This window comes from Pseudomonas germanica (genome assembly GCF_019614655.1).
GTDB lineage: Bacteria > Pseudomonadota > Gammaproteobacteria > Pseudomonadales > Pseudomonadaceae > Aquipseudomonas > Aquipseudomonas neuropathica.
In genome coordinates this window covers 4,294,287-4,318,462 of sequence record NZ_CP071586.1, presented here as the reverse complement: position 1 = coordinate 4,318,462, position 24,176 = coordinate 4,294,287, and the positions used below count along the sequence as shown (strand labels likewise).

Annotated in this window: 28 protein-coding genes; 14 read left to right on the top strand and 14 right to left on the bottom strand. The window is 60.5% G+C overall.

The genetic code is table 11. The features are described 5' to 3' along the window. The first annotated feature begins 84 nt into the window (after positions 1 to 84). Positions 85 to 720: a hypothetical protein gene (locus J0G10_RS18975; RefSeq protein ID WP_220556472.1), complete on the top strand. Its 636-nt coding sequence runs from the start codon at positions 85 to 87 to the stop codon at positions 718 to 720. 41 nt (positions 721 to 761) lie between these two features. Here J0G10_RS18975 and J0G10_RS18970 read toward each other — a convergent pair whose 3' ends face one another. Then, positions 762 to 1,307 carry a hypothetical protein gene (locus J0G10_RS18970; protein WP_095048048.1) on the bottom strand — a complete coding sequence of 182 codons (546 nt, stop codon included), beginning with the start codon at positions 1,305 to 1,307 and terminating at the stop codon, positions 762 to 764. Positions 1,308 to 1,360: 53 nt separating this feature from the next. After that, on the bottom strand, positions 1,361 to 1,678 hold the full coding sequence (locus tag J0G10_RS18965; protein ID WP_220556471.1) for a DUF7693 family protein: 318 nt from the start codon (positions 1,676 to 1,678) through the stop codon (positions 1,361 to 1,363). A gap of 156 nt (positions 1,679 to 1,834) precedes the next feature. On the opposite strand from J0G10_RS18965, the gene J0G10_RS18960 reads away from it, so the two are divergent. Further along, positions 1,835 to 3,280: a SulP family inorganic anion transporter gene (locus J0G10_RS18960; protein WP_095048046.1), complete on the top strand. Its 1,446-nt coding sequence runs from the start codon at positions 1,835 to 1,837 to the stop codon at positions 3,278 to 3,280. A gap of 588 nt (positions 3,281 to 3,868) precedes the next feature. Here J0G10_RS18960 and J0G10_RS18955 read toward each other — a convergent pair. Next, on the bottom strand, positions 3,869 to 4,381 hold the full coding sequence (locus tag J0G10_RS18955) for a carboxymuconolactone decarboxylase family protein (RefSeq protein ID WP_093441201.1): 513 nt from the start codon (positions 4,379 to 4,381) through the stop codon (positions 3,869 to 3,871). Positions 4,382 to 4,512: 131 nt separating this feature from the next. Here J0G10_RS18955 and J0G10_RS18950 point away from each other — a divergent pair, with 131 nt between their 5' ends. Beyond that, on the top strand, positions 4,513 to 5,328 hold the full coding sequence (locus tag J0G10_RS18950) for an AraC family transcriptional regulator (RefSeq protein WP_095048045.1): 816 nt from the start codon (positions 4,513 to 4,515) through the stop codon (positions 5,326 to 5,328). Between the two features lie 3 nt (positions 5,329 to 5,331). Here J0G10_RS18950 and J0G10_RS18945 read toward each other — a convergent pair whose 3' ends face one another. After that, positions 5,332 to 6,225 (bottom strand): DMT family transporter, encoded by an 894-nt coding sequence (locus J0G10_RS18945; protein ID WP_095048044.1) that lies wholly within the window; start codon positions 6,223 to 6,225, stop codon positions 5,332 to 5,334. Positions 6,226 to 6,314: 89 nt separating this feature from the next. Here J0G10_RS18945 and J0G10_RS18940 point away from each other — a divergent pair, with 89 nt between their 5' ends. From J0G10_RS18940 to J0G10_RS18925, 4 genes are all read left to right on the top strand, one after another. Further along, on the top strand, positions 6,315 to 7,646 hold the full coding sequence (locus J0G10_RS18940) for an aminotransferase-like domain-containing protein (protein WP_220558877.1): 1,332 nt from the start codon (positions 6,315 to 6,317) through the stop codon (positions 7,644 to 7,646). A 52-nt stretch (positions 7,647 to 7,698) separates the two neighbouring features. Then, positions 7,699 to 8,085, top strand: a complete 387-nt coding sequence (locus J0G10_RS18935; protein ID WP_095048105.1) for a c-type cytochrome — start codon at positions 7,699 to 7,701, stop codon at positions 8,083 to 8,085. Positions 8,086 to 8,281: 196 nt separating this feature from the next. Continuing rightward, the gene (locus J0G10_RS18930) at positions 8,282 to 8,977 is read left to right on the top strand and encodes a hypothetical protein (RefSeq protein WP_093441166.1); all 696 of its coding nucleotides are present in this window, start codon (positions 8,282 to 8,284) and stop codon (positions 8,975 to 8,977) included. A 112-nt stretch (positions 8,978 to 9,089) separates the two neighbouring features. Further along, positions 9,090 to 9,383 carry a hypothetical protein gene (locus J0G10_RS18925; RefSeq protein ID WP_095048041.1) on the top strand — a complete coding sequence of 98 codons (294 nt, stop codon included), beginning with the start codon at positions 9,090 to 9,092 and terminating at the stop codon, positions 9,381 to 9,383. Here the strand turns inward: J0G10_RS18925 and J0G10_RS18920 are convergent, their stop codons facing one another. The 3 genes from J0G10_RS18920 to J0G10_RS18910 all read right to left on the bottom strand — a co-directional run bounded on the left by J0G10_RS18920 (position 9,384) and on the right by J0G10_RS18910 (position 12,342). Then, positions 9,384 to 11,024, bottom strand: a complete 1,641-nt coding sequence (locus J0G10_RS18920; RefSeq protein ID WP_095048040.1) for a sensor domain-containing diguanylate cyclase — start codon at positions 11,022 to 11,024, stop codon at positions 9,384 to 9,386. A 147-nt stretch (positions 11,025 to 11,171) separates the two neighbouring features. Next, positions 11,172 to 11,612: a phage infection protein gene (locus J0G10_RS18915; RefSeq protein WP_095124516.1), complete on the bottom strand. Its 441-nt coding sequence runs from the start codon at positions 11,610 to 11,612 to the stop codon at positions 11,172 to 11,174. Positions 11,613 to 11,778: 166 nt separating this feature from the next. Next, positions 11,779 to 12,342, bottom strand: a complete 564-nt coding sequence (locus J0G10_RS18910) for a chorismate mutase (RefSeq protein WP_220556470.1) — start codon at positions 12,340 to 12,342, stop codon at positions 11,779 to 11,781. 199 nt (positions 12,343 to 12,541) lie between these two features. Here J0G10_RS18910 and J0G10_RS18905 point away from each other — a divergent pair, with 199 nt between their 5' ends. Further along, positions 12,542 to 13,897 (top strand): MATE family efflux transporter, encoded by a 1,356-nt coding sequence (locus J0G10_RS18905; protein ID WP_220556469.1) that lies wholly within the window; start codon positions 12,542 to 12,544, stop codon positions 13,895 to 13,897. A 74-nt stretch (positions 13,898 to 13,971) separates the two neighbouring features. Next, positions 13,972 to 14,535: a YceI family protein gene (locus J0G10_RS18900; RefSeq protein ID WP_095048036.1), complete on the top strand. Its 564-nt coding sequence runs from the start codon at positions 13,972 to 13,974 to the stop codon at positions 14,533 to 14,535. Positions 14,536 to 14,550: 15 nt separating this feature from the next. Here the strand turns inward: J0G10_RS18900 and J0G10_RS18895 are convergent, their stop codons facing one another. The 3 genes from J0G10_RS18895 to J0G10_RS18885 all read right to left on the bottom strand — a co-directional run bounded on the left by J0G10_RS18895 (position 14,551) and on the right by J0G10_RS18885 (position 15,796). Further along, the gene (locus tag J0G10_RS18895) at positions 14,551 to 14,763 is read right to left on the bottom strand and encodes a YXWGXW repeat-containing protein (protein ID WP_007908149.1); all 213 of its coding nucleotides are present in this window, start codon (positions 14,761 to 14,763) and stop codon (positions 14,551 to 14,553) included. A 42-nt stretch (positions 14,764 to 14,805) separates the two neighbouring features. Next, positions 14,806 to 15,129 carry a YXWGXW repeat-containing protein gene (locus tag J0G10_RS18890; RefSeq protein ID WP_095048035.1) on the bottom strand — a complete coding sequence of 108 codons (324 nt, stop codon included), beginning with the start codon at positions 15,127 to 15,129 and terminating at the stop codon, positions 14,806 to 14,808. Positions 15,130 to 15,310: 181 nt separating this feature from the next. Then, positions 15,311 to 15,796, bottom strand: coding sequence for a DUF3592 domain-containing protein (locus tag J0G10_RS18885; RefSeq protein ID WP_093441138.1), 486 nt, complete (start codon positions 15,794 to 15,796; stop codon positions 15,311 to 15,313). 151 nt (positions 15,797 to 15,947) lie between these two features. On the opposite strand from J0G10_RS18885, the gene J0G10_RS18880 reads away from it, so the two are divergent. Further along, on the top strand, positions 15,948 to 16,634 hold the full coding sequence (locus tag J0G10_RS18880; RefSeq protein WP_220556468.1) for a GNAT family N-acetyltransferase: 687 nt from the start codon (positions 15,948 to 15,950) through the stop codon (positions 16,632 to 16,634). A 385-nt stretch (positions 16,635 to 17,019) separates the two neighbouring features. Here the strand turns inward: J0G10_RS18880 and J0G10_RS18875 are convergent, their stop codons facing one another. Further along, the gene (locus tag J0G10_RS18875) at positions 17,020 to 17,655 is read right to left on the bottom strand and encodes a TetR/AcrR family transcriptional regulator (RefSeq protein ID WP_095048033.1); all 636 of its coding nucleotides are present in this window, start codon (positions 17,653 to 17,655) and stop codon (positions 17,020 to 17,022) included. Between the two features lie 86 nt (positions 17,656 to 17,741). On the opposite strand from J0G10_RS18875, the gene J0G10_RS18870 reads away from it, so the two are divergent. Then, positions 17,742 to 18,329, top strand: a complete 588-nt coding sequence (locus J0G10_RS18870; RefSeq protein WP_220556467.1) for an NAD(P)H-dependent oxidoreductase — start codon at positions 17,742 to 17,744, stop codon at positions 18,327 to 18,329. Between the two features lie 96 nt (positions 18,330 to 18,425). On the opposite strand, the gene J0G10_RS18865 is transcribed toward J0G10_RS18870, so the two are convergent. Further along, on the bottom strand, positions 18,426 to 19,544 hold the full coding sequence (locus tag J0G10_RS18865) for a DmpA family aminopeptidase (RefSeq protein ID WP_095124519.1): 1,119 nt from the start codon (positions 19,542 to 19,544) through the stop codon (positions 18,426 to 18,428). A 158-nt stretch (positions 19,545 to 19,702) separates the two neighbouring features. Next, positions 19,703 to 20,818: a polyamine ABC transporter substrate-binding protein gene (locus J0G10_RS18860; protein WP_220556466.1), complete on the bottom strand. Its 1,116-nt coding sequence runs from the start codon at positions 20,816 to 20,818 to the stop codon at positions 19,703 to 19,705. 110 nt (positions 20,819 to 20,928) lie between these two features. Between J0G10_RS18860 and J0G10_RS18855 the strand changes: the two genes are divergently transcribed. Continuing rightward, the gene (locus J0G10_RS18855) at positions 20,929 to 21,708 is read left to right on the top strand and encodes a helix-turn-helix transcriptional regulator (RefSeq protein ID WP_220556465.1); all 780 of its coding nucleotides are present in this window, start codon (positions 20,929 to 20,931) and stop codon (positions 21,706 to 21,708) included. Between the two features lie 121 nt (positions 21,709 to 21,829). On the opposite strand, the gene J0G10_RS18850 is transcribed toward J0G10_RS18855, so the two are convergent. Next, a complete protein-coding gene (locus tag J0G10_RS18850; RefSeq protein WP_220556464.1) occupies positions 21,830 to 22,771 on the bottom strand; it encodes a class I SAM-dependent methyltransferase in 942 nt (313 codons plus the stop codon). 199 nt (positions 22,772 to 22,970) lie between these two features. On the opposite strand from J0G10_RS18850, the gene J0G10_RS18845 reads away from it, so the two are divergent. Together J0G10_RS18845 and J0G10_RS18840 are read left to right on the top strand one after the other, a co-directional pair. Further along, entirely contained in the window at positions 22,971 to 23,384 is a 414-nt protein-coding gene (locus tag J0G10_RS18845; RefSeq protein WP_095048027.1) for a response regulator, read from the top strand. Between the two features lie 78 nt (positions 23,385 to 23,462). Beyond that, positions 23,463 to 24,131, top strand: a complete 669-nt coding sequence (locus J0G10_RS18840) for an HAD family hydrolase (RefSeq protein ID WP_220556463.1) — start codon at positions 23,463 to 23,465, stop codon at positions 24,129 to 24,131. Positions 24,132 to 24,176 lie beyond the last annotated feature (45 nt).

Sequence of the window (24,176 nt, the reverse complement as noted above, 5' to 3'; positions counted from 1 at the left end):
GGCCGCTCTCTCTAGAATCCGCCCGGCCTTCACAATGAAGGCGCAATGCCATCATTTGGTCTTGTACACATAGGGACGGACATCATGCAATTCGGGAAAATGCTGGCGCTGGGGCTGGTACTTGCGCTGGGCGGTTGTGCCAGTTTCACCAAAGACGAAGTGGCGCCGGTGACCATGCCGTCGATGGCCAGCTACACCAACAAGCCAAACGTCTACGTCGATTTCGACTTCTACCAGGGCGAACCGAAAAGCGGCTCCGCCGTGGAAGTGCCGCAAGCGCGCGATCAACTGAAACCACAGCTGCAAAAAATTCTCACTGACTCGGGTTTGTTCGGCCGTGTCACCCTGGACGAGTTCCAGAAGCAGCCGGGCGATTACAGCCTGCGTCTGAAAATGTACAACCATCCACCGAATGCCGGTTCCATGGTGCTGGCCTTCATCAGCGGCTTCAGCATGATGGTGATCCCGGCGTACGGCACCGATCAGTACACCTTGAGCCTGGAAGGCATGGACGGCCAAGGTCAGGCCCTGACCACCGCGAGCAACCACGATGCGATCGGTACCTGGATCGGCATCTGGTTCATCCCGCTGATGGCCAACACGCCTAAAGACGCGGTGAATGACACCTTCACCCGTCAGGTCAACGCGCTGCTCAAGCAGATGGTTGATAGCAAGAACCTGAAATACTCGGCACTCGAAACCCGCATTCCACGGGGCTGAAGCGAAAAAAAGAGCCGCAATTGCGGCTCTTTTTTTTGCCCTTACTTCAGGGCCTGAATGAACTGTGGATCGCTGTAGAGTTCCTTGAGCAAGTCACGCACCATCGGGTTGTAAGCGTTGACTGCGTTCGGGATCGCAATGAAGCCGAAGAAGCTGCTGCTCCATTGGCTGCTGACATTCTTGGTCGCGTCGTACACCACATTGTTGCCGTTGAGCAGGGTGAAACGTGCAGCAAGTTTGCCGTCGCCCGTGCCCATGCCGGCGGACAGTTCGTTCTTCACCACCAGCACTTTCAACTGACGCTGAGCCTGCGGATCGAGCAGACCGGCCTTGCGCAGTTCTTCGGTGATCGCATCCTGAATGTGTGCCGGGATGCTGCCGGACGGCGAGCGAACCGGGTTGGCACGGACCACCAGCGAACCTTCACCGGATTCGGCCGTGACCTGAGGATTGCTGATCGCGTGCAGCGGCGGGGTTTGTTTTAGCTTCTGCACGTTCTCGAAGCTTGGTTCGTAACGGGTCATGGTCATGCCACAGCCTTGCAGGAGCAGGGCCAGCATCGGGATCAACAACAGCGACTTCTTCACGGCAGTTCCTTGCGTGGGAATAGAGGAGGGCGCGAATTATGGGCAGAGTGCCATCATTGAGCAACCTCGTTCGTTTGCGCGTTGAGCATTTGCTCTATCTGCGCCAATTCCCAGGTACTGAGCAAACTCACCGGATCGGTGCCGTAACGCTGCCAGCTCTCCAGCGCACCTTCTTGCCCATCGTCGCTGCGGGCAAATTCACAGTGGTGTAACCGCCCACCTTCAACATCCAGCAGCAGGCGCCAGCCCTCGATATCGACCGCAACCAGTCCGGCTGCGGTGGGCACATCGCAGATGTTGAAAGCGAGCACACCCAGCGCCGCTTCACGCAAACGCTGAGACACCTCGCGGGCGCTCAGAAATGCAGACATGTCGAACTCAATGACCAGAGGAGCGCGCCAGCATAAAGCCCGAGCCGACAAGTGTCAGCGTTCACTGGCCCGATCCGCGACAATTCCGTAACATCCGCAACCCTCTTTTTCCCGAACACCTGCAGCCGCGCTCGGTGGCTGCTCGATAGGTAAGCCATGAAACCGATTCGTCTGCGCGCCGATGTCCTGGCCGGACTCACCACCTCGTTTGCCCTGTTGCCCGAATGCATTGCGTTCGCACTGGTGGCGCACCTCAATCCGCTGATGGGCCTGTATGGCGCGTTCATCATTTGCACGCTGACGGCGTTGTTCGGCGGGCGGCCGGGCATGGTCTCCGGCGCGGCCGGTTCGATGGCCGTGGTCATCGTTGCGCTGGTGGTGCAGCACGGTGTGCAGTATTTGCTGGCGACGGTGTTGCTTGGCGGTTTGATCATGATGGCGTTCGGCTTGCTGCGCTTGGGCAAACTGGTGCGCATGGTGCCGCACCCGGTGATGCTCGGCTTCGTCAACGGCCTGGCGATCATCATTGCGCTGGCGCAACTGGAACATTTCAAGAGCGGTGAGGACTGGCTCAGCGGCACGCCGTTGTACCTGATGGCCGGGCTGGTGGCGCTGACCATGGCCATCGTCTATATCCTGCCGCGCCTGACCCGTGCAGTGCCGCCAGCACTGGTGGCAATCCTCGGCGTCGGTCTGCTGGTCTATCTGTTCGGCCTGCCGACCCGCACCCTCGGCGACATGGCGCACATTGCCGGCGGCTTGCCGACGTTCGCTTTGCCGGACATCCCGTGGAATCTTGAAACCCTGCGCATCATCGCGCCTTACGCGATTCTGATGGCGCTGGTCGGTCTGCTGGAAACCCTGCTGACGTTGAACCTGACCGATGAAATCACCGAAACCCGTGGCTATCCGGATCGCGAGTGCGTGGCGCTCGGTGCGGCCAATATGGTCTCGGGCGCATTCGGTGGCATGGGCGGTTGCGCGATGATCGGCCAGACCGTGATCAACCTCAGTTCCGGTGGGCGCGGGCGCTTGTCTGGCGTTGTCGCTGGGGTGCTGATTCTGTTGTTCATTCTGTTTCTGTCGCCGCTGATCGAGCGTATTCCGCTGGCGGCGCTGGTGGGTGTGATGTTTGTGGTGTCGCAGCAGACTTTTGCCTGGGTGTCGTTGCGGGTGGTGAACAAAGTACCGCTCAATGATGTGCTGGTGATCATTGCTGTGACTACCATCACTGTGTTCACTGATCTGGCCACTGCGGTGTTGTGCGGCATCATTATCGCTGCGCTTAACTTTGCCTGGCAGCAGGCTCGTGAGCTGTATGCCGATGAGCATCTGGAGGCTGACGGCAGCAAGCTTTATCGTCTGCATGGCACGTTGTTTTTTGCTTCGACTACGCCGTTTCTCAATCAGTTTGATCCGGCTAATGATCCGGCTCGGGTGACTTTGGATTGTCGGCATTTGAGTTTTGTCGATTATTCGGCGATTGCGGCGTTGAAGACTCTGCGCGAGCGCTATGCCAAGGCGGGTAAGCATTTGCAGGTGTTTCATTTGTCTGAGCGGTGCAAGAAGTTGCTTAAGCGGGCGGGGGAGGAGCATCACTGATCAGTCGTGGGCGTTGGCTATGGTTGTCTGGATTACTGAGTACATATCCGTTGCTGCGGTAACGGCCACTTAGGGTTCCGCCCTTACGGCGGGTCACTTTTTACAAACGCCTAAAAAGTAACCAAAAACGCTTGCTCCTACGTCCGGCCCGCTCGCTGGGGCTCGGGGTCCCTTCGCTCCGGAATCGATCCGGGCGCAGCGTCTCCGGTTTGCTTCGCTGCACCTCCTCTCGCTGTGTTTGGCTGCGCCAAACGGTCGCTGCGCTCCAACGCCCGGATGAATCCCTCCACTCAGCCTTCCGACGTCGCCCGTGGATCAAGATCAAGATCAAGAGCTGCAGCCGAGCTAACGCTCATCCTGTTGAGTGGGGCGGCTTTGCCGCTGGGGTTGTACGCACGTTAAAACTGTGGGAGCGAGCCTGCTCGCGAAGGCGGCCTGACAGCCGACCTGTTTCTGGCGGGTTGTAGGCGATCCAATTGTAGGAGTGAGCCTGCTCGCGATGGCGTCGGGTCGGTCAAAGATGCTTTGAATGACACGCCGCTAGCGCTTGCAGATTCGCTCCCACTGGTGTTGTTGTGTGGCCAGACTTCAGATGGCCGGGAAGTCGATATCGGTCAGCGCCGCATTGTTCAGGTAGTTGGTCAGGCTCTGCACGGCCACCAGTGCAATCACTTCAATGATCTTCACGTCGTCGATGCCGGCAGCGCGGGCGGCGGCGATTTGTTCATCACTCAAGTGGCCACGGCTTTCAGTCAATTGGCGGGCGAGGGTTGCGTAGGCGTTGAGCTCGCCCTGGCGTGCGGCGACGATGTCCTGCGCCGAGAGCCCGGCTTTGCCGGCAAACAAGGTGTGTGCCGCCAGGCAGTAGTCGCAACCGTTGACCTGTGAGGTGGCGAGGTACACCGCTTCTTTTTCCTGGGCGTTCAGCGAGGTCTTGCCGAGGATCGCCGAGGCTTGTACGTAAGTTTCGAGGGCCACCGGTGCTTTGGCCAGGGTGGTGAAGACGTTGGGCAGGAAACCGATTTTCTTTTTCACGCCTTCCAGCACAGGGCGGCTGGCGTCGGCGGCGGTTTCGAGGCTGATAGCGTGGATGCGGCTCATGTTGATTCTCCGAAAGTCCGGTGCGAAGTGCGCCGGGGATGGAGGTCATGTTATGCAGTGAGGCTGGTGGATTGGCGGCAAATCGTCGAGGATATGCGGCAGATCGTCCAGATATGCCCTCGGAGTCGTCCATGGATCGCCTTTCAACATTGCTCAGCCATTTCGGCGTGAATGCCGGTACGTTCCACAGCGGCGCGTTTTGCGGCGTCAGCGTTCATGACAACGAGCCGGTGGGGCATGTGCATCTTTTGCAGGCCGGTGAATTGCTGCTCAAACCGGGCAACGAGCGTGAGATTCGCCTGAGCGAACCGTCGCTGATCTTCTTCCCCCGACCCTTTACCCATCGCATGTTTGCCGATGAAGCCATGGACACCCGATTGGTCTGCGCCACGCTGACGTTTGATGGCGGCTCCGGCAATGCCCTGGCGGCGGCGCTGCCGGATTATCTGGTGCTGAAACTGACGGACATCCCGGAGTTGGGCAACACCGTGGAATGGCTGTTCAAGGAAGCGTTCGAAGGTCATTGCGGGCGGGTGGCGGTGATGGATCGCCTGTTCGAACTGCTGGTGATTCTGTTGCTGCGGCATTTGATCAGCAGTCGCGAACAACAACCGGGGATGATCGCCGGGCTGGCCGATCCACGGCTGTCCCGTGCCTTGAACCTGATGCACGAGCAACCGCAAAAACCGTGGAGCGTGGCGGATCTGGCCGCTGTCGCCAACCTGTCCCGCGCCGGGTTCGCCGAGCAGTTTCGCCGGGTTGTCGGGCAAACGCCGGCCGATTATCTGCTGAGTTGGCGCGTCAGCCTGGCGCAGAAACGCCTGCGCGAAGGCAGACCGATTGCGCTGATTGCCGAAGAGGTCGGTTACGAAAGTCCTTCGGCGCTGGCCCGGGCGTTTCGGCGCAAGACCGGGCTCAGCCCACGCGAGTGGAAGGCGGGTGCCTGAAGATCATTTGGCGAATTTCTTCGCCCCGGCGACACACAGGATCACGCCAAACGTCACGGCGAGCATGCCGAGGCTGACCTGTTCATGTAGCAGGGTCGCCGCCAGCGCCAGACCGAAAAACGGCTGCAGTAATTGCAACTGACCGACCGCGGCAATCCCGCCCTGAGCCAGGCCGCGATACCAGAACACAAAACCGATCAGCATGCTGAACAGCGACACGTAACCCAGGCATAGCCACGCCGACAGACTGATTGTGTTGAACGAGGCGGGCGCCAGCCACACACTCAACACCGCCATGAGTGGCAGCGAAAGCACCAGCGCCCAGCAAATCACCTGCCAGCCGCCGAGAGTGCGCGACAACTTCGCGCCTTCGGCGTAACCGAGACCGCAGGCCAGAATCGCCGCGAGCATCAGCAGATCGCCAGTGGGCGAGGCAGTCAGACCTTGTGCCAGCGCGAAGCCGACCACCAGCGCGCTGCCGAGCATCGAGAAAATCCAGAACACCGGTCGCGGCCGCTCACCGCCGCGCAGCACAGCAAAAATCGCTGTGGCCAGTGGCAGCAAGCCGACAAACACAATCGAATGCGCCGACGTCACATGTTGCAGCGCCAGGGCGGTCAACAGCGGAAAACCAAGCACCACGCCCAGCGCGACAATCAACAGCGACAACCACTGATTGCGCGCCGGGCGCCGCTCGCGAAACAGCCACAACAGCACCACCGCCAACACCCCGGCGATGGCGGCGCGGACCACCGTGAGAAACACCGGATCGAACTCCAGCACCGCCATACGCGTGGCCGGCAGCGAACCGCTGAAGATCACCACGCCGATAAAACCGTTGATCCAGCCACTGGTTTTTTCCAGTGCCGGGGTCGTCAGATTCGAAGTCCTTTCCATCACCGTTCACGCTCGGAAGTGGGTTGCATTGCAGCCATGCTAGAGCCGAGAATCAGCACAATCAAAGAATTGTCATGGATACATCCGGCATGCCACGTTCGCGCTACAAGACACTGGTTGACGCCTACGCGGCGGACATCCGCTCGGGGATGTTGCCGCCGGGTACACGGTTGCCGACCCACCGGCAACTGGCCGCTCAAGAAGGGCTGGCGCTGGTCACGGCCTCGCGGGTATATGCAGAGCTGGAGGCCATGGGCCTGATCAGCGGCGAGACCGGGCGCGGCACGTTTGTCCGCGAAACCTCGCTGTCGCCGGGGCAGGGCATCGATCAGAAACAAGTGGCGGTCGGCATGATCGACCTCAATTTCAATTATCCGTCGTTGCCCGGTCAGGCGGATTTGTTGCGCACAGCGCTGCGCCAATTGGCGTTGTCCGGCGATCTGGAGGCGTTGCTGCGTTATCAACCGCACGCCGGGCGCGGCCACGAGCGCGCGTCGGTCGCGCGGCACCTGCTGACGCGCGGGGTGAGGGTCGAGGCCGAGCAAGTGCTGATCGTCAACGGCGCCCAGCAAGGCCTCGCAGTGACGCTGATGGCGCTGCTCAAACCCGGCGATGTGATTGCCGCCGACGCGCTGACCTATTCCGGGTTCAAGGTGCTGGCCGAAGCGCTGCATCTGGAAGTCGTAGCCATTCCGCTCGGTGATCAAGGGCCGGATCTCGTCGCGCTGGAGAAACTCTGTCGCAGCCGCTCGGTGCGCGCCGTGTACAGCATGCCGACGTTGCACAACCCGTTGGGTTCGGTGATGCCGCTGGCGCAGCGCGAGCAGTTGGTGGCTATTGCCCGGCGACATGATCTGACAATAATCGAAGACGCGGCCTACGCCTTTTTGGTTGAAAACCCACCGCGTACGCTGATCGATCTGGCGCCGGAGCGCACGGTGTACGTGTCGGGCCTGTCGAAAAACATCGCCACAGGCCTGCGTGTCGGTTTCATCGCCGCCCCGACCGACGTGGTGCCAGCACTGGAACGCATCATCCGCGCCACGACCTGGAACACCCCAGGCGTCATGACTGCCATCGCCTGTGGCTGGCTCGACGACGGCACGGTGACGGTGCTTGAGGAACAGAAGCGCAACGACGCCAAGGTGCGGCAGGCACTGGCCACCGAAGTGTTGAAAGGACTGCCGAGCATTGGCCATCCGGCGTCGTATTTCCTGTGGCTACCGCTGCCGGAAGACGTGCGCGCCGATCAGATTGTCGTCGAGCTGATGCACGAGCAGATTTCCGTCACCACGGCTGAACCGTTTTCGGTGGCGGGTCATGTGCCACATGCGATTCGCTTGGCGTTGGGCTCGGTAGAGATGGACGTGTTGCGTCAGGCGTTGAGCAAAGTCAGAAAGATCATTGGCGCTTACCTGTAAAAACATAATGCTACCCTTGCGTCGCCCGATGCAGACCGATCCGGAACTCTCGATGAAAAACACCGCTGCACTGTCACTCGCCCTGATGCTCGCCACTGGCCTGTCCAGTACGTTCACCCTCGCCGCAGGCGACCCCGAAGCCGGCGCGAAAATTTTTCCGCGTCTGTGCGGCGGCTGCCATCAGGTCGGCGAATCGGCCCGCCCCGGATTCGGTCCGCAACTCAATGGCATCATCGGTCGGCCCGCCGGTACGTCAGCGAATTACGTGTATTCAGATGCGATGAAGAACTCGGGAGTGACCTGGGATCGCGAAACGCTGATCGCCTATCTGAAGGATCCGAAAGGCGTGGTGCCCGGTACGCGGATGATTTTCTGGGGCTTGAGCGACGAAGAAAAACTCGACAATTTGCTGGCGTACCTCCAGACCTTCACGCAATAACGGCAGCTCCTACAGGGCGTGCGTGTTTTTGAGGTGCAGCGATGTCGGTTGATGCTCTCTGTGGCACCCCCTCCATCACGCTCGATTGATTCCGCCGCCAGGGTCATGACCGTCACCACTACGTCTTCTTCGCGACTCAAGTATTGCGGTGTTCGGGCGATATGCCGGACACCCAAGTCCCTGATTGAAAAATGACATGAAAAAGCTACTCGTCGCTGTTGCTGCCCTCGTTTTGCTGACGGGTTGCGTGACCAAAGATCTCAGCGTTGAAGACCGCCAGCAGATCAAAACCGTGAAAGTGCTGCCGGTGTTTGTTGCCGTCGATAACTTTCAATACACCAGCATGACGCAGGCCTGGGGCGCCGGCCTGGGTGCTGGAGCCGGCGCAGCGGCAGGTATGGCCTCAGGTGCTTCGACTTCTGGCGCCGGTGCGTTAACGGGGGCGGGCTCTGTGGCAGGGACGAAAGCGGCGGACGTGGCCACCGGCGATATCACTCTGGCGATTCGCAACAACATGAAGGCCAATGGCATCGACCTGAGCCAGTTGATCCGGCAAAGCTTCGAAAAACGCGTACAGCAGGAACATCTGTTTACCGTGGTGGGCGAGGGTGAGCGAGCCGATGCCGAGGTCGAAATTCTGGTCTCGCAATGGGGCCTCTGCCTGAAGAACTTCAGCACCGTGTTGTATCCCGTCATCGGTGCCACGGCGCAAATCAAGCGCAACGGCTCAGCGGTATGGCGTAATTTCGACACGATCTCTGTATCCAACGATGCCAACACCATCGCCTATACACCGGAGCAGTACGCCACGGATCCCGAGGCGTTGCGCAAAGCGTTCAGCCATGTGTCCGATCTGGTGGTCAACAAGCTGGTCGATCACTTGAAACAGTAATCGGCACAAGGCGATCGTGTTCGCGGAACGCTGCGGTCGGTCACGGGTCGATAGGGTACTTGTGCGGTATTTCCCTATCGTCCGGCACACCGTTGCACTCAAGGAGCTCACCATGAAATCTCTGCTACTGGCAGCCCCGCTGTTGCTTGTCAGCGCAATCGCCCATGCCGGCATCCCTATGCTCAACGCGACGTGCCCGGGCAAGATCGAAGTGCACGCCGATGAAGGCGGGCCGATCTACATCAATGGCAAGGAAGGCCAGTTGAAGAAGTTCAATGAGAACTACTTCGAAGCCAAAGGCGCGGGCGTGACCATTTCCCTGAGCATCAATCCCGACGGTTCGCCTGCGGTGTCGTACACCGGGAAGAACCGGGCCAACGGGATTTGCGAAGTGAAGAAGGGCTGATCACGCCACCTGATTACGACCTGCCGCCTTGGCCTGATACAACTGCTGATCGGCGCGTTTGATCAGTGCGTTGTGGTTGTTATCGGCCGGGTCCGCCAGGCCGATGCCGATGCTGACCGTCACTTGCCCGATCACCGGGAAGTGAGCTTCGGCGACCGCCACGCGGATCTTCTCGGCGACGACTTCCGGAGTGTCGGGTTTGGCGATTTCCGGCAACAGCACAGCGAACTCTTCGCCGCCGTAACGGGCGACGAAATCGGTGGTGCGCAAGCTGCTCTGAATCAACTGCGCCAATTGTTGCAGCACATCATCACCCACTGCGTGGCCGTGGGAATCATTGATGCGCTTGAAGTGATCGGCATCGATCAGCAGCAGGGAGAACGGACGTCCGGTGCGGCGGAACAGCAGTGTGTATTCGGTGAGTTTCTCGTCGAAACGGCGACGGTTGTAAACGCCGGTCAAACTGTCGTGGGTCGCCAAGCTGAGCAATTCGGCATTGGCCTGCGTCAGCGCAGCGGTGCGTTGCGCGACGGTTGCTTCCAGCGAGGCATTGGCCTCTTGCAGCTCGCGCTCTTTGCCGAGCAGCGATTGCGTCATGGCATCAATGGACTGGCCGAGCTGGGCAATTTCCAGCACCGGGTGTTGCAGCGGGAATTGCGCACCGGGTTGTTGGTTTTGCACCTGCCGCGCCGAGCGCGCGAGCTGTTCGATCGGTCGGCTCAGGTACAGCGCCAGGTAGTAAGCCACCAAGCCGAACAGCACCGCCGCGACCACACCCAGAATCAGCAATTTGTACATCAGCAGGCGCGCCGGTTGCAGTGCGGTTTCCAATGGCTGGCGCACGGCAATCGACCATGACAGCACCGTACTCGATGGCGTCGGTACGATGACCACGCTGGTGAGGAATCCGTTGCCCGCCGTCCAGCCTTGCCTTTTGGTGTCAATTGCCAGTTGCTGACCCATCAGCGCTTCCGGGTAGAGCACTTTGCCATCGTGATCGATGATCAACGCTTCGATATCCGGCGTTGAGTTTTTATGCGAAAGCGCCGCCGACTCAACAATGCGCGTCACCCAGCTCCAGTGTGCGTGGGCGCCAAGAACACCAATCACCTGGCCGTCTGCGTTGCGGATCGGTGCGGCGAAATCGATGAAGCGCAGCGGTTCACCGTTCGGCAGGGCCGGCAGCATTTTCGCCAGCAACACCGCCTCATGAGGATCGCCGGTGTACTCGCCGCGCAACCCGGCCTGGAACCAGGGCCGTTGCTGCACCGATTGGCCGACCAGCAAGTCGTTCACCGCCTGATGCACCTTGCCCTCGGCATCGGTGACGCCCATCCACGCATACTCGGTGCGGGCCTGGGTGCGCAGTTGCATCGATTTCAGAATCGCCGGGTTATCCAGATCACCACGCTCCAGATGCGGCGCACGGCTGAGCAGATACACCTCCAACTGGCGTTCGCGCAGTCGTTCACCCAACAACGATGCGGCCGAGCGCGCGGTGTTGAGCAACGCATTGCCGCTGGCTTGCTTCATTTGTTCCGTGGCGATATGGCCGACATAGAAGCCCACGCTCAGCAGCGTCAGCAGGGATAAACCGGCAAACCAAAGGGTGAGGTGGCTACGCAGACTGGCTTTGAGCATGGGCAGTCGAGGTCTGTTTTGGAGTTGTGGCCGCATGGTATGCGCAATGGGCGGTGGGTGGCCAGTCGGGAGATGGATGGCGCCGGACGTGAAAAAGCCCGGCTGATCAGGCCGGGCTTTCATTGTGATTGCGATGAAGCCGCAGAGTTATGCGACGCGGCGTTCGATCAGGCGATCAGCGCCACCTTCGGCAACACGGCGTTCGATCAGGCGATCAGCGCCACCTTCAGCAACACGACGTTCGATCAGGCGATCAGCGCCACCTTCGGCAACACGGCGTTCGATCAGGCGATCAGCGCCACCTTCAGCAACACGACGTTCGATCAGGCGATCAGCGCCACCTTCAGCAACACGACGTTCGATCAGGCGATCAGCGCCACCTTCAGCAACACGACGTTCGATCAGGCGATCAGCGCCACCTTCAGCAACACGGCGTTCGATCAGGCGATCAGAACCGCCCTCAGCAACACGACTTTCAATCAACTTGTCCGAGCCGCCTTCTGCGACTTGGGTGTGTGCCGGGGTGGCGGCAAAAGCGTTAATGGCGAAAACCGAGAAAGCGATGCTGAGAAGGGTCTGGCGTTTCATGATCGTGTGCTCCGGGGTGTTGTTGGTTGGTATGGAGCTGATGTTACGCCGTGGAATTTTTATGAGAACTTCATTGCCGTGATGGTGAACATCGACCGCAATGATGGTTCACCAATCCCCCTTGTAGGCGCTGCCGCAGGCTGCGATCTTTTGATCTGGCCGTTTCTCAGCGCGAGTTCGCCGCCCGCACACACAACTCACCGGTCGCCCGTGTCAGGGCCAGTTCATGCAGCGCGTCGTGGGTCAGGCCGCTGCGCGCCTTGGCCAGCCACGCCGGGCAATTCGCATCATGGCGATACGGCGCGAAATCGGCGTATTGCTGCAGCAGGCGGGTTTGCAGTTCATCCAGACGCGGGCGAATCTGTTTTCCCAGGTCGGGGCGCGGGGTGTCCGGCGCGGCGCCGGACGCTTGCCATTGTGCGAGCAAACCGTACTGCACCAGTTTATTCGCCTCCATTTGCGCGGCGATCAGTTGCGCCACGTCTTCCGCGTCGAGCTGGCGCTCGGTGGCCAGCGTTCGCGCGTTGGCGATGACCTGCGCCTCACGAGGGCTGTCCTGAATTGGCTTGCCGCTGTCCCATTTGGTCAGCGCGACGAGGTCGCCAATGTTCAGGCGTTCGTTGAGTGTTTCCAGCAACGGCTTCAACGTTTCGGCGGGCGCGGCGGCGTGAGCGCTGGTGGTGAGCACGGCGAGGACGGTGGCGGTCAGCAGATGGGCAAAGCGCGGCATGAACAGAGCCTCAATGAGAGAAGTGAAAGTGGGCAGTTGTTTACCACAGCTCTGAACTTGCACCTACAGAACCGTGTCCGTTACACAGGCGCGGTCACGGGTCATAAACACCCAATTGAAATGTTAATTGCGCCCCGCGTGCAACTCACCGAAGCTATCCTCCATCAGCCCTCCCGCCGTCGAGATGGACCTCTATTCAATGCAAGCCGTCGCCCAACGCCCACTCTGGCACACCTACCTGCTGTTCCTCGCGCCGATGGTGCTGTCCAACTTTCTGCAATCGATGTCGGGCACGGTCAACAGCATCTACATCGGCCAGATGCTCGGCACCCAGGCGTTGGCGGCGGTGTCGGGGATGTTTCCCATCGTGTTCTTCTTTATCGCACTGGTGATCGGCCTCGGCGCTGGCGCCGGAGTGTTGATCGGTCAGGCGTGGGGCGCGCGTGAGCCGCACATGGTCAAGGCGATTGCCGGGGCAACGCTGCTGCTCGGGGTGTTGATCGGTCTGGTGGCGGCGGTGTTGGGCAGCGTGTTCGCGCGGCAGGCGCTGGCGGGGCTGGGGACGCCGGCGGATGTGCTCGACGATGCGGTGGCGTATGCCCATGTGATGATGTGGATCTTGCCGTCGCTGCTGGTGTTTGTGTTGTTCACCCAGCTGTTGCGCGGGGTCAGCGATACGCTGTCGCCGTTGCTGGCGCTGATGGTCTCGACCTGCGTCGGGCTGGCCTTGACCCCGGCGCTGATTCGCGGCTGGTTCGGCTTGCCGCAATTGGGTATTCAGAGTGCGGCGTACGCCGGGCTGGCCGGTAACCTGGCGGCGATGGCGTGGCTGGCGTGGCGCCTGATTCGCAAGGGGCACCCGTTGGCGCCGGATCGGGAGTTCTTCACCGCGCTGCGCCTTGACGGGGCGATTCTCGGCAAGGTCTTGCGCATCGGCCTGCCGACCGGCGTGCAGATGATTGTGCTGTCGCTGTCGGAGCTGGTGATTCTGGCGCTGGTCAACCAGCACGGCTCGCAAGCGACGGCGGCGTATGGCGCAGTGACGCAGATCGTCAATTATGTGCAGTTCCCGGCGTTGTCGATTGCGATCACCGCGTCGATTCTCGGTGCACAGGCCATCGGCGCCGGGCGACTGGAGCGCATGGGGCCGATTCTGCGCACCGGGCTGTTGATCAACGTGTGCCTGACCGGCGGCTTGATCGTGCTCGGCTATCTGCTGTCGCACTGGTTGCTGGGGCTGTTCCTGACCGAGGATTCGACCCGGGCAATGGCTGAGCATCTGCTGCACATCATGCTGTGGAGCCTGTTGGTCTTTGGCTTCCAGGCCATCATCGGCGGGATCATGCGCGCCAGCGGCACAGTGTTGGTGCCGGTGATCATTGCGATCATTTGCGTTGTCGGTGTGCAACTGCCGGCGGCGTACTGGCTGGACGGCCAATATGGTTTGCAGGGCGTGTGGATGGCGTTTCCGGTGGCCTATCTGGGCATGCTGGTGTTGCAGACCCTTTATTACAAACTGGTCTGGCAGCATCAGAAGATCGAGCGGCTGGTGTAGGCGCTGGCGTAACAGTCGGATGTTTGCTTAATTCAATCGAGGCCCTCGACGGCAAGCCCCGCCTGGAGAATCCGATGTCGATCCGAATACTGCTGGCTGCCGCGAGTTCGCTGTGCGTCGTCTGTGCCGCGCAGGCTGACGAATACACGCGGGTCAACACCACCGCCAGCCAGATCAGCTTCACCTACAACCAGATGGGCTCGCGGGTTTACGGCACCTTCGGCAAGTTCGAGGCGACGCTGGACTTTGACACCGACAACCTCGCCGACGCCCACACCTCGTTGCATATCGACCTCACCAGCATTGATGCCGGCAGCGAAGACGCCAACACCGAGCTGGTGAAACCGGCATGGTTCGACACTGAAAAATTCCCCGTGGCGGTGTTCGAATCCAAGCGTTTTACCCAAGATCCAAAAATCAAAAATCTTTACTTGATCTACGGCCAGCTCACCCTCAAAGGCATCACCCGTGAGGTTCAGGTACCGGTGGAATTGAAACCGGACAACGCCATCGGCGTTTTCGACGGTGAGCTGGTGCTCAACCGTGACGAGTTCGGCCTCGGCGCGGGGGAGTGGGCGGACACCGTGGTGTCCAAGGACATCGCCATCAAATTCAAAGTGGTGGCGCCACAGCAGTGACGCCCGCCGTTGCAATCAATAGGCCCGCCAGTGCCCCGGCACCCAGCGCCATTGGTTGCCGCCCCAGCGATAGTGCCCGGCAACCCAGTGATAACCCGGCGCCGGCATCACCGGAACGACTTCGACCAGCGGCGGAGGCCGATGCGGACGGGCCGGCTCGACGACGCAACCGGACAACGTAACGGCCACCAGCGTGGCGGCCAGCAATGCTTTAACGGTCTTCGACATGGAGGTGTTCTCGCAAGAAGTGATGGTCAGGCTGTCGCGCATTCATCGCACCCAATGCCCCTCGACCCAGAACCAGTTTGGTCCGCGTGCCTGCCAGTGCCCGGGTTTCCAGCGCGCGCCGTACCTCACCGGTTGCCAGTGGCCGGGTATCCACACGTAACCGCGTCCTTGCCAGCGCCAATGACCTTGATCCCAGACATAACCGGGACGTGCGCCGGGCATCACTTCCATGCGCATCGGCGGTGGAGCTTGCTGGACGATCACCACCGGTTGCGCAAACACCGGGGCACTGCTCAGCGCCGCCAGCGTCAACGACACCAGCAGCAGGGTTTTTCGCCATTTGGACAGGGAACGCAAAACGCTCATGACAACTCCTCAAGGCCTGCGTTGAAAAGTGAACGCAGCTGCAGAATTGGATGCCTGATTTGCGAAAGATCCCGTCTGAGGTGGATGAAATTTTTTTCAGGGAGGGCGGTGCGAGAACGTCAGGATGGCGCCGCAGCAAGACGCCCGGCGCGCGTGATGGTTGTTGCCTGTGAGGCTGGACTCAATAAAACCGGTCTTGTTCTTTCATTGCCTGAATCTGCCAGAACGTCCTGCCCGAGATCAGCAGAAACAGCAGTGCGAGCAACACACCGCCGGTCATGATGTAGAAGCTCGTACGGTAACTCTGCAACTGGCTGGCGATACAGCTTTTATCCGGCATCCACGGCGACACCAGCAGGGTGATGGGGCCGTCGACTTCATATTGGGTATGCTCGACGTAGCGTTCGTCGGCGTGTTGCCCTTCATGGGTCTGGCCTTGGGCATCGGTGTATTGATAGTGAATGACCTTGCCATTGGCGTTCATTGGAATCTTTTCCAGTGCCGTGACGCTGCCGCGGGTTTCCACACCGTTGAAACTCAGCGCCCCATAAAGCATGCCCGACTTGTGCGCCATTGCAGCGAGCAGCAAAACCACGCAGCAAGCAACGGTCAGCATGACGATACGGTTGTAAAGGTGATCCTTGGCAGCTTCGCGCGGGTAGTACATGGCCGATCCCTGGTGGTGACATTTGTAGGAGACCGTTACATCGGCGCTCGGAACAGGAACTTTAGACGTCGAGCGCGTGCGTCACGGTATGATGTCGCGGCTCGTCGACCGCTGCGGCGGTCGGCAACGCTTTTTACCGTCGGAGTTCGTCATGCCACGCATCACCCACTACAAATCCCCATGCCCCGAGGCCGTCAACAGCCAGATCCTGCAGATGGTCGTCGACTACCTGACCGACATCAGCGCGGTCGGCCTCGGCCCGAGCAACCTGCTGTACAACGTCTATCAGTACGCAGTTGGCTATGAGGTGCATCTGTATCTCGAAGCGTTGAATGGCGAGAAGGGTATCGACGTGGAGTTGCTGGTGGCCACCGACGAGGATGATCCGGAGCAAGTGATCGGTTTTCTGTTGTACCTGCCGGTGCAGGGCGACTGGGAAGCCTGCAGCGTGGCCTACATGGCGGTGCGCGAAGGGCATCGGCGCCAGGGCGTGGCGCGGGCGATGATCGGTGAGATGGTCGGGCGTTATCCCCATGCGGAGCTGGCCTGCACGATCGGCAAAGTCCCGCACTTCGAAGCGTTGGACTTTGAGGTGATTGGCCAGCGTGAAACCCAGGTGTTGATGAGCACCCGGCATTACCGCAGCAATGGCTTGCGCGGATTTATCGACACCACGCCGATTTACCGCTCGCTGGAAGTGCAGCAGATCCACACCTACCTGCTGCAGAAAAATGGCAAACGGGCGATGCTCGATGCCGAGAAACAGCGCGACCGGCACCTCGATCAGACCACTCGCCATGTCGAGGATTTTGTCCGCCAGCGCCTGACCGTGCACTGACCTCGCTTCGGCGAAAAAGCCCTTGCTGTGAATCGCGCAGCAAGGGCTTTTTTGTGGGCGCCATTCAGCCGGGTTTGACGTTCAAGGTGATCCGCGCCTTGGGGTTGGCGGGGCCCGTGAAGGGCAGCCCGGAGGACTATCGCGAGTTGCTGGCGCAGGCAGCATAGCGTTCGATTCACGCCGATCAGGCGCCGGGCTACTGATTTGCGCAGACAAAAAAAGAGCCTCAAAGCTCTTTGATGGGGAGGAAGTAGAGCCCTCGAGGCTCAAGATGCGCATGAAGCAAGGCACGGGCTTGATTGGGGTTCAGAGCACCCGTGCCTACGCAGCGCCCGAAGAGCGGAGCCACTGCGTGATTCCATCGTAGGAGTGTGCAAGTGACGGCTCAAGTACCGCCAGTCGCCCGAACGGCGGCGCGTCCGACCATGGCAAGGATGGTTGCGAATAACTCGTCGCTGGCCTCTTTCGCGCTGACTTCACCGTTGGCCGCCGCGTGCGACAGCGCTTCGGCAGCGCCGAGCATTGCGCGCAATCCGGCTTGAGTAATTTCCCCGCCGTGGGCGTACGGTTGTAGATCGCGACGGCATTTTTCGAGGAAGATCGCCTCGTACTCACGCTTTATCTTCTCCAGATCCGGAGTGCTCGCCAGCGCTGCGATGATCCCGGGGATTTCTCTGCCTTGCAGCATCACGCAATCAACGTACGCCGTGGCAATCACCGAAGCGATGCCGGTCAGTGTCGGTTCGCTTCGGGCAATCGCGGCGTCCATCAACGCCGTTTGCCGAGCATCGAAATCCCGATAGAGCGCTGCAAGCAAACCGGCTCGGGTGACGAAATGATCGTACACCACCGGTTTGGTCACCCCGGCCATTTCGGCGAGATAGCCGAGGGTCAGGGCGTCAGAGCCTTCGGCGCGGATGATTTGCCAGGCGACATCGAGCAATTGGCGCAGGCGATCTTCACGGGACAGGCGACGCCGCGGAGCGGGGGAGTCGGGTTCGCTGATTTCAGTGGTTGACATCGTTTATATACCAAACGTAACTTACTGTTCGTAACTTACCAAGAGTATATAAGCCTTGGTGAACAATCACCAAACGGAGAATTGCCATGCACGCCTTGATCGTCGTCGCGCATCACGACCCACGCTCGCTGACCCACAGCGTCGCCGCGCAAATCGCTGCAAGCCTTGTTCAGGCCAACCCGGCCAACACTTTTGAAATCGCCGATCTCTATGCCGAGGGCTTCGAGCCATGTTTTGGCGCGGCGGATTTCGCCGTGCATCACCGCGAGTCCGCGCCGCCCGCTGATGTCCTGGCCGAGCAGGCACGCATCGACCGCGCCGATACCTTGGTGCTGGTGTATCCGGTGTACTGGTGGTCGATGCCGGCGCAGCTCAAAGGCTGGATCGATCGGGTGTTCAGCAATGGCTGGGCCTTCGATTTCAGTGGTGACCTCAAGCATGTGAAGCTGCTGCAGCGCCTGCGCGTGCATCTGGTCGGCCTCGCCGGCGCGGATGCACGCACTTACGAGCGCCACGGCTATGGCGCTGCGATGAAGGCGCAGATTGAGCACGGGATTTTCGACTACTGCGGAGCGACGGTGCTGAGTTCGACGTTGTTGCCGGAATCGGAGTTGCGCGATCCATCGGAGCAATTGGCGGTTGCAAGGGAACTCGGTAGCCAAATCTTCACATAACCCCTGTAGGAGTTGCCGAAGGCTGCGATCTTTTGATCTTGTTCTTAAAATCAAAAGATCGCAGCCTCCGGCAGCTCCTACAGTGTTTTTGCGCTGTCAACGGGTGCCAGGCCAGCCTGATTTTTCGAGGGCAGCGAGCAGGGTTTCGGCATCCAGTCCCGGCACCGAGTGACCGTTGCCTTCGGTGCTGTCACTGGCCAGCAAGGCGTTGATGATCGCTTCCTCAACCGCCTCGGTCGCGGCCAGGAACAGCTCGCTGATATGGTCATTGTTGACCATGCGCAAGCCGTCACAGGTCGGCGCGCCTTTGCCTTCGTACGCCGCCGGTGGCACATGAGCGTTGCCGGTGGCGAAGGCGATGAAGATGTCGCCGCTATGATCCTCGTTGCCGCCGCCGGTGCGCGCCAGACCGAGGCTCGCACGCTGCGCCAGACGCGTGCATTGATGAGGCAACAGCGGCGCATCGGTGGCCAGACAGACGACGATCGAACCCATGCCCGGATGTGGCAACGATGCCCGCAAGAACGGCGAATCTTTCTGTTCCATGTAGCGCCCGACCGGGTAGCCATCGACCCGCAGTTCGCTGCGAATGCCGTGGTTGGCCTGGACGATCGCGCCGACGGTCCAGCCGCCCTGCGCAGCGCTCAAGCGCCGCGACGAGGTGCCGATGCCACCCTTGAATTCATGGCAGATCATGCCGCTGCCACCGCCGACGGCGCCTTCCGTCACTGGGCCGTTGACCGCGTTTTTCAGGGCTTCAGCCACATGCGCGGGCTGCACGTGAAAACCGTTGATATCGTTGAGCAAGCCGTCAAAGGTTTCCAGCACCACTGGCATGTTCCAGTAGAGACGGCCGTCGTCGGGTTGCTGCTGACGATCCAGGACAACCAAGGCATCGCGCACCACACCGAGGCTGTGGGTGTTGGTGAAGGCAATCGGGCTGGTCAGCAGACCCGCCTCGCGAATCCATTCAAGCCCGGTGGCGTCACCATTGCCGTTGAGCACATGCACGCCAGCAAAACACGGTTGCTGATTGGTCGAACCCGGACGCGGTTCGATCAGCGTCACGCCGGTGCAGATATCCCGTCCGGCGCTGCTGCGTCCGCGAACATTGCCGTGGCCGACGCGTACGCCGGGTACATCAGTGATGGCGTTGAGCGGGCCAGGATGCAGTTGACCGATGCGGATGTTGAGGTCACGGGCACGAGGTTTCATTGATTTCTGTCTCTCTAAAAAATGCAGGGTTGTTCACCGCCCCTGTGGGAGCGAGCCTGCTCGCGAAGGCGTCGGCACTTTCAACACATCAGTGCCTGACCCACCGCTTTCGCGAGCAGGCTCGCTCCCACAGGGTTTGGTGAAATGTTCAAAAGGGGTTACTGGCCGTTCTTGACCTTGCTCCACACCCGCGTGCGCACCCGTTCGGTGGCTTTGGGCAGGGGTTCAAGGGTGTACAGCGTGGCCATCGCCGTGGCCGATGGATAAACCGCCGGGTTGTCCCGCGTGGCGGCGGCCACCAGCGCTGTCGCGGCGCGATTGCCATTGGGGTACGACAGATGATCACTGACCGGCGCGATCACTTCGGGGCGCAGCAGATAGTCGATAAACGCCAGCCCTTGGGGCCGATTCGGCGCGTCCTTGAGCAGCACCAACGTGTCGAACCACACCGGCGCGCCTTCCTTGGGCAGGCTGTAGGCGATCTTCACGCCGTTGTTGGCCTGCTCGGCATTGGTCTTGGCCTCGAGCATCGCCCCGGACCAACCGACCGCCACGCAAATGTTGCCGTTGGACAGGTCGCTGATGAATTTCGACGAGTTGAAATAGGCGATGTGCGGGCGCAGTTTCAGCAGTAGCGCTTCGGCTTTTTTATAGTCTTCGGGATCGGTGCTGTTGGGGGGCAAGCCGAGATAGTGCAGGGCGACCGGCAGCATCTCCGACGGCGAATCGAGCATCGCCACGCCGCACTGGCCGAGTTTGGCGAGGTTGGCTTCGTTGAACACCAGATCCCACGAATCCACCGGTGCCTTGTCGCCTAGCGCTGCGCGCACCTTGTCGACGTTGTAACCGATGCCGTTGGTGCCCCACAGATACGGCACGGCGTATTGATTGCCGGGATCGTTGTTGGCCAGTTTTGCCAACAAATCGGCATCAAGATTCTTCCAGCCCGGCAGTTGCTCGCGTGGCAGCGGGGCCAGCGCGCCGGCCTTGATCAGCGTCGGCAGGCTGAAGTTGCTTGCCACCACCACATCGTAGCCGCTGCGACTGGTCATCAATTTGCCTTCGAGGACTTCGGCACTGTCGAAGGTGTCGTAGACCGGCTGGATACCGCTGTCGCGCTGGAAGTCGTGGAGGGTGTTCGGGCCGATGTAGTCGTACCAGTTGTAGACGTGCACGCTCGGCGCGTCAGCGGCCATGGCGATCGAGCTGGCGCCAATACCGACCAGCAGGCCCAGTTGAATGCTGAGGTTGATACAGCCACGGTGACCACGCATGATGCGGCACTCCTGGCCTGTGCAGGCCGGTGATGAACAGGAGTGGTCAGCCTATCGGGCCGGTCACGCCTGACCCATTCCCATCATGGGTTACTCAAAAGGGGTAGTGCGTGGACGCGTTGCTGCAGGAACTGCCAGTGCATCAGAGCCTGGCGCGGGTATTTGCCGGTGTCGGTCAGGACGGTTTCTGGCGTGCGCTGGTAGACACGTTGCGGCTGCTGGTGCCGCTGGACAACGCGCTGGTGGCGTTGATGAAAGCCGGGCAGGCGCCGCAATTGCTGATCGACTTCGACAGCAAGGGCCACGCGGACGAGCAGGAGGAGCTGGCCGGTTACAGCGCCGGGATGTACCTGCTCGATCCGTTCTATCAAACCGCCTCGACCGGTATTGCCGACGGCTTGCACAGCCTCGCCTCGGTGGCGCCGGACCAGTTTCTGCACAGCGAGTATTACCTGAGCTACTTTCGTTCGGTGGTGGGCGAGGACGAGTTGCAGTTCATGATCAACGTCGAGGGCGGCGTGCTCGGCTTGTCATTGGGCCGTTCGACGCCGTTCGACATGGCCGAGCAGGGCCGGTTGCTGTGCGTGCGCGATTGGGTGCTGGCGGCGATGCGTCGGCATGTGCAGTTGTTGCCGCCGCAGGGCGCGGTGGCGGAAACGCCAGTCGGTGATCTGGCAACGTTGCTTGACCGCTTCGACGCGCGGCTGACGGTGCGTGAGGTCGATACGGCGCGGCTGATTTTGCAGGGCTTCTCCAGCAAGGCAATGGCCCAGCAGATGGGCATTTCGCCGGAGACGGTCAAGGTGCATCGGCGCAATCTTTATCACAAGCTCAATGTCACCGGGCATGGAGAGTTGTTTGCGCTGGTGCTGCGCCCACCAACTCCCTGACCCAACACAATCCCCCTGTAGGAGTGAGCCTGCTCGCGATAGCGGTGTGTCAGATATCACCTATTTGACTGATAGACCGCTATCGCGAGCAGGCTCACTCCTACAAGGGATCTTCGGGGTGTCAGATAGTGCGCTGGAAGATCAGGGCCTTGAGACCGCTTTCAGGATCAATGTCCGGAAACTCCGGCGGATTCTCCAGCCGCTCTACAAAGCGCAAACCCGGCGCTTCCTGCGTCACGCCATCGATCAGAAAGTCCGAACTGAACGCCGGATCGTTCATGCACGCCAGCACTGTGCCTTGCGCCGTGAGCAATTCCGGCAAGCGGCGCAGCACGCGCTGGTAATCCTTGGTCAGCAGGAAGCTGCCTTTCTGGAACGACGGCGGGTCGATGATCACCAGGTCATACGGGCCGCTGTTGATCACCTTGCCCCAGGACTTGAACAGGTCGTGGCCGAGGAAACTGACTTTGCTCAGATCATGGCCGTTCAAGCGATGATTGTCGCGGCCACGGCTCAGGGCCGCGCGGGACATGTCCAGGTTGACCACATGACTGGCGCCGCCCTCGATGGCCGCCACGGAAAAACCGCAGGTGTAGGCAAACAGATTGAGCACACGTTTGCCGTTGGCCTGCTCGCGCACCCAGTTGCGCCCGTAACGCATGTCGAGAAACAGCCCGGCGTTCTGTTTGCGCCCCAGGTCGACGCGGTACTGCAAGCCGCCCTCGACGATGCTCATTTCTTCGATTTCATCGCCCAGCAACCATTCGGCAGTGCTCTGTGGCAAGTAGCGATGCTGGATCAGCAACGTGTGCGCGCCAGACTGTTTCCATTCGGCGGAATCTGTGAGACCCAGCAGCAACGCCTTGAGATTGTCCAGTTGCTCAGGCGCCGGTTCCTTGAACAGCGACACCAGCACCACGCCTTGCAGCCAGTCCACGGTCAACTGCTCCAGCCCGGCCCAGCAGCGACCGCGCCCGTGGAACAGGCGACGGGTTTCGCTCGGTGCAGCCGCGAGGGCCAGCAGCAGATGGGCGTGGAGGGTGGCGAGGGCTTCAGGGTTCATCGGTCAGAATCGGCAAGCAAAAGGGCCGGCATTTTAACCACAAATACACCGTCGCGAACGATTGCCGCTGACGGGCAAAAACGCCGTTTCGCAAAAGACCTGTATCAAAAGTGAATTTCTGCAGAGCCCGCTGCTCATACCAGTTAAGCAGCGGATTCAAGCCGCTAAATCGTTAATGCAATTCAGGGAGTGCAGTTCCATGTGCCCAATACCTACGGCGAGCGCGCACCTTCCTGACGGATTGATTCTGGTGGTTGAGGATGATCCGTTGATTCTGGAGTTTCTCTGCGAAATTCTTCAGGAGGAAGGTTTCAAAGTCGAGCCACGTACCAGCGCGGATGACGCCAAGCTGTATCTGGAAGAGCACGCGCCGGAAGTGGCCTTGCTGCTGACCGACATCACCATGCCCGGCGAAATCAATGGCGCCGGGTTGGCCAATCTGGTCGGCGAACGCTGGCCGGACAAGCCGGTCATGGTCATGTCCGGCTATGAAACCCCGGAGACGTCGGGGGTCAAGCACCCGGTGGCGTTCATCAAGAAGCCGTGGGCCATCGGCCAGTTACTCGACTGCGTGGATAGCGCGTTCAAGTCCAAGGCTCCGCGCCTGCACTGAGATGCCGGGACGAATCGCCGGGCAAAAATGCTACATTGCCCGGCCAATCCGCCCAGTCTTGTCAAAGGATGCGATCTTTTGTCTGCTCACGATAACGTCTTCGATCGCGCGTTCGGCGCGTTTCTGTTCGACATGGACGGCACCGTCCTTAACTCCATCGCCGCCGCCGAGCGGATCTGGGCAGCCTGGGCCGTGCGCCATGGCGTCGATGTGGAAACGTTTTTGCCGACCATTCATGGTGTGCGCGCGATCGACACTATCACCCGGCTGAACCTGCCGGGGGTGGATGCCGAGGCGCAAGCGGCGTTCATCACCGAGGCGGAAATCGAAGACGTCGAAGGCATTGTCGAGATACCCGGAGCGGCGAGATTTCTCAATAGCCTGCCCAAAAATCGCTGGGCGATGGTGACGTCGGCGCCACGGGATCTGGCGTTGCGGCGCATGGCGGCGGCGGGGATTCCAACGCCTGCGGTGATGATCACCGCTGAAGATGTGAAGGCGGGTAAGCCCGACCCGGCCGGCTATTTACTGGCGGCCAAACGACTGGGCCTGGAGCCGCATGATTGCCTGATCTTTGAAGACGCCACCGTCGGTATTCAGGCTGCCGAAGCGGCCGGTGCACCGCTGATGATCATCACCACGACGCATCAGCATCCGCTGGAAACGGCCCATGCGACGCTGGCCAGTTATGCTGCGGTGCAGGTCAAGGTCGACAACGACGGCAAACTTCACCTGCAAAAAAACTGACACAACACAGTCCCTGTGGGAGCTGGCTTGCCAGCGATGAGGCCC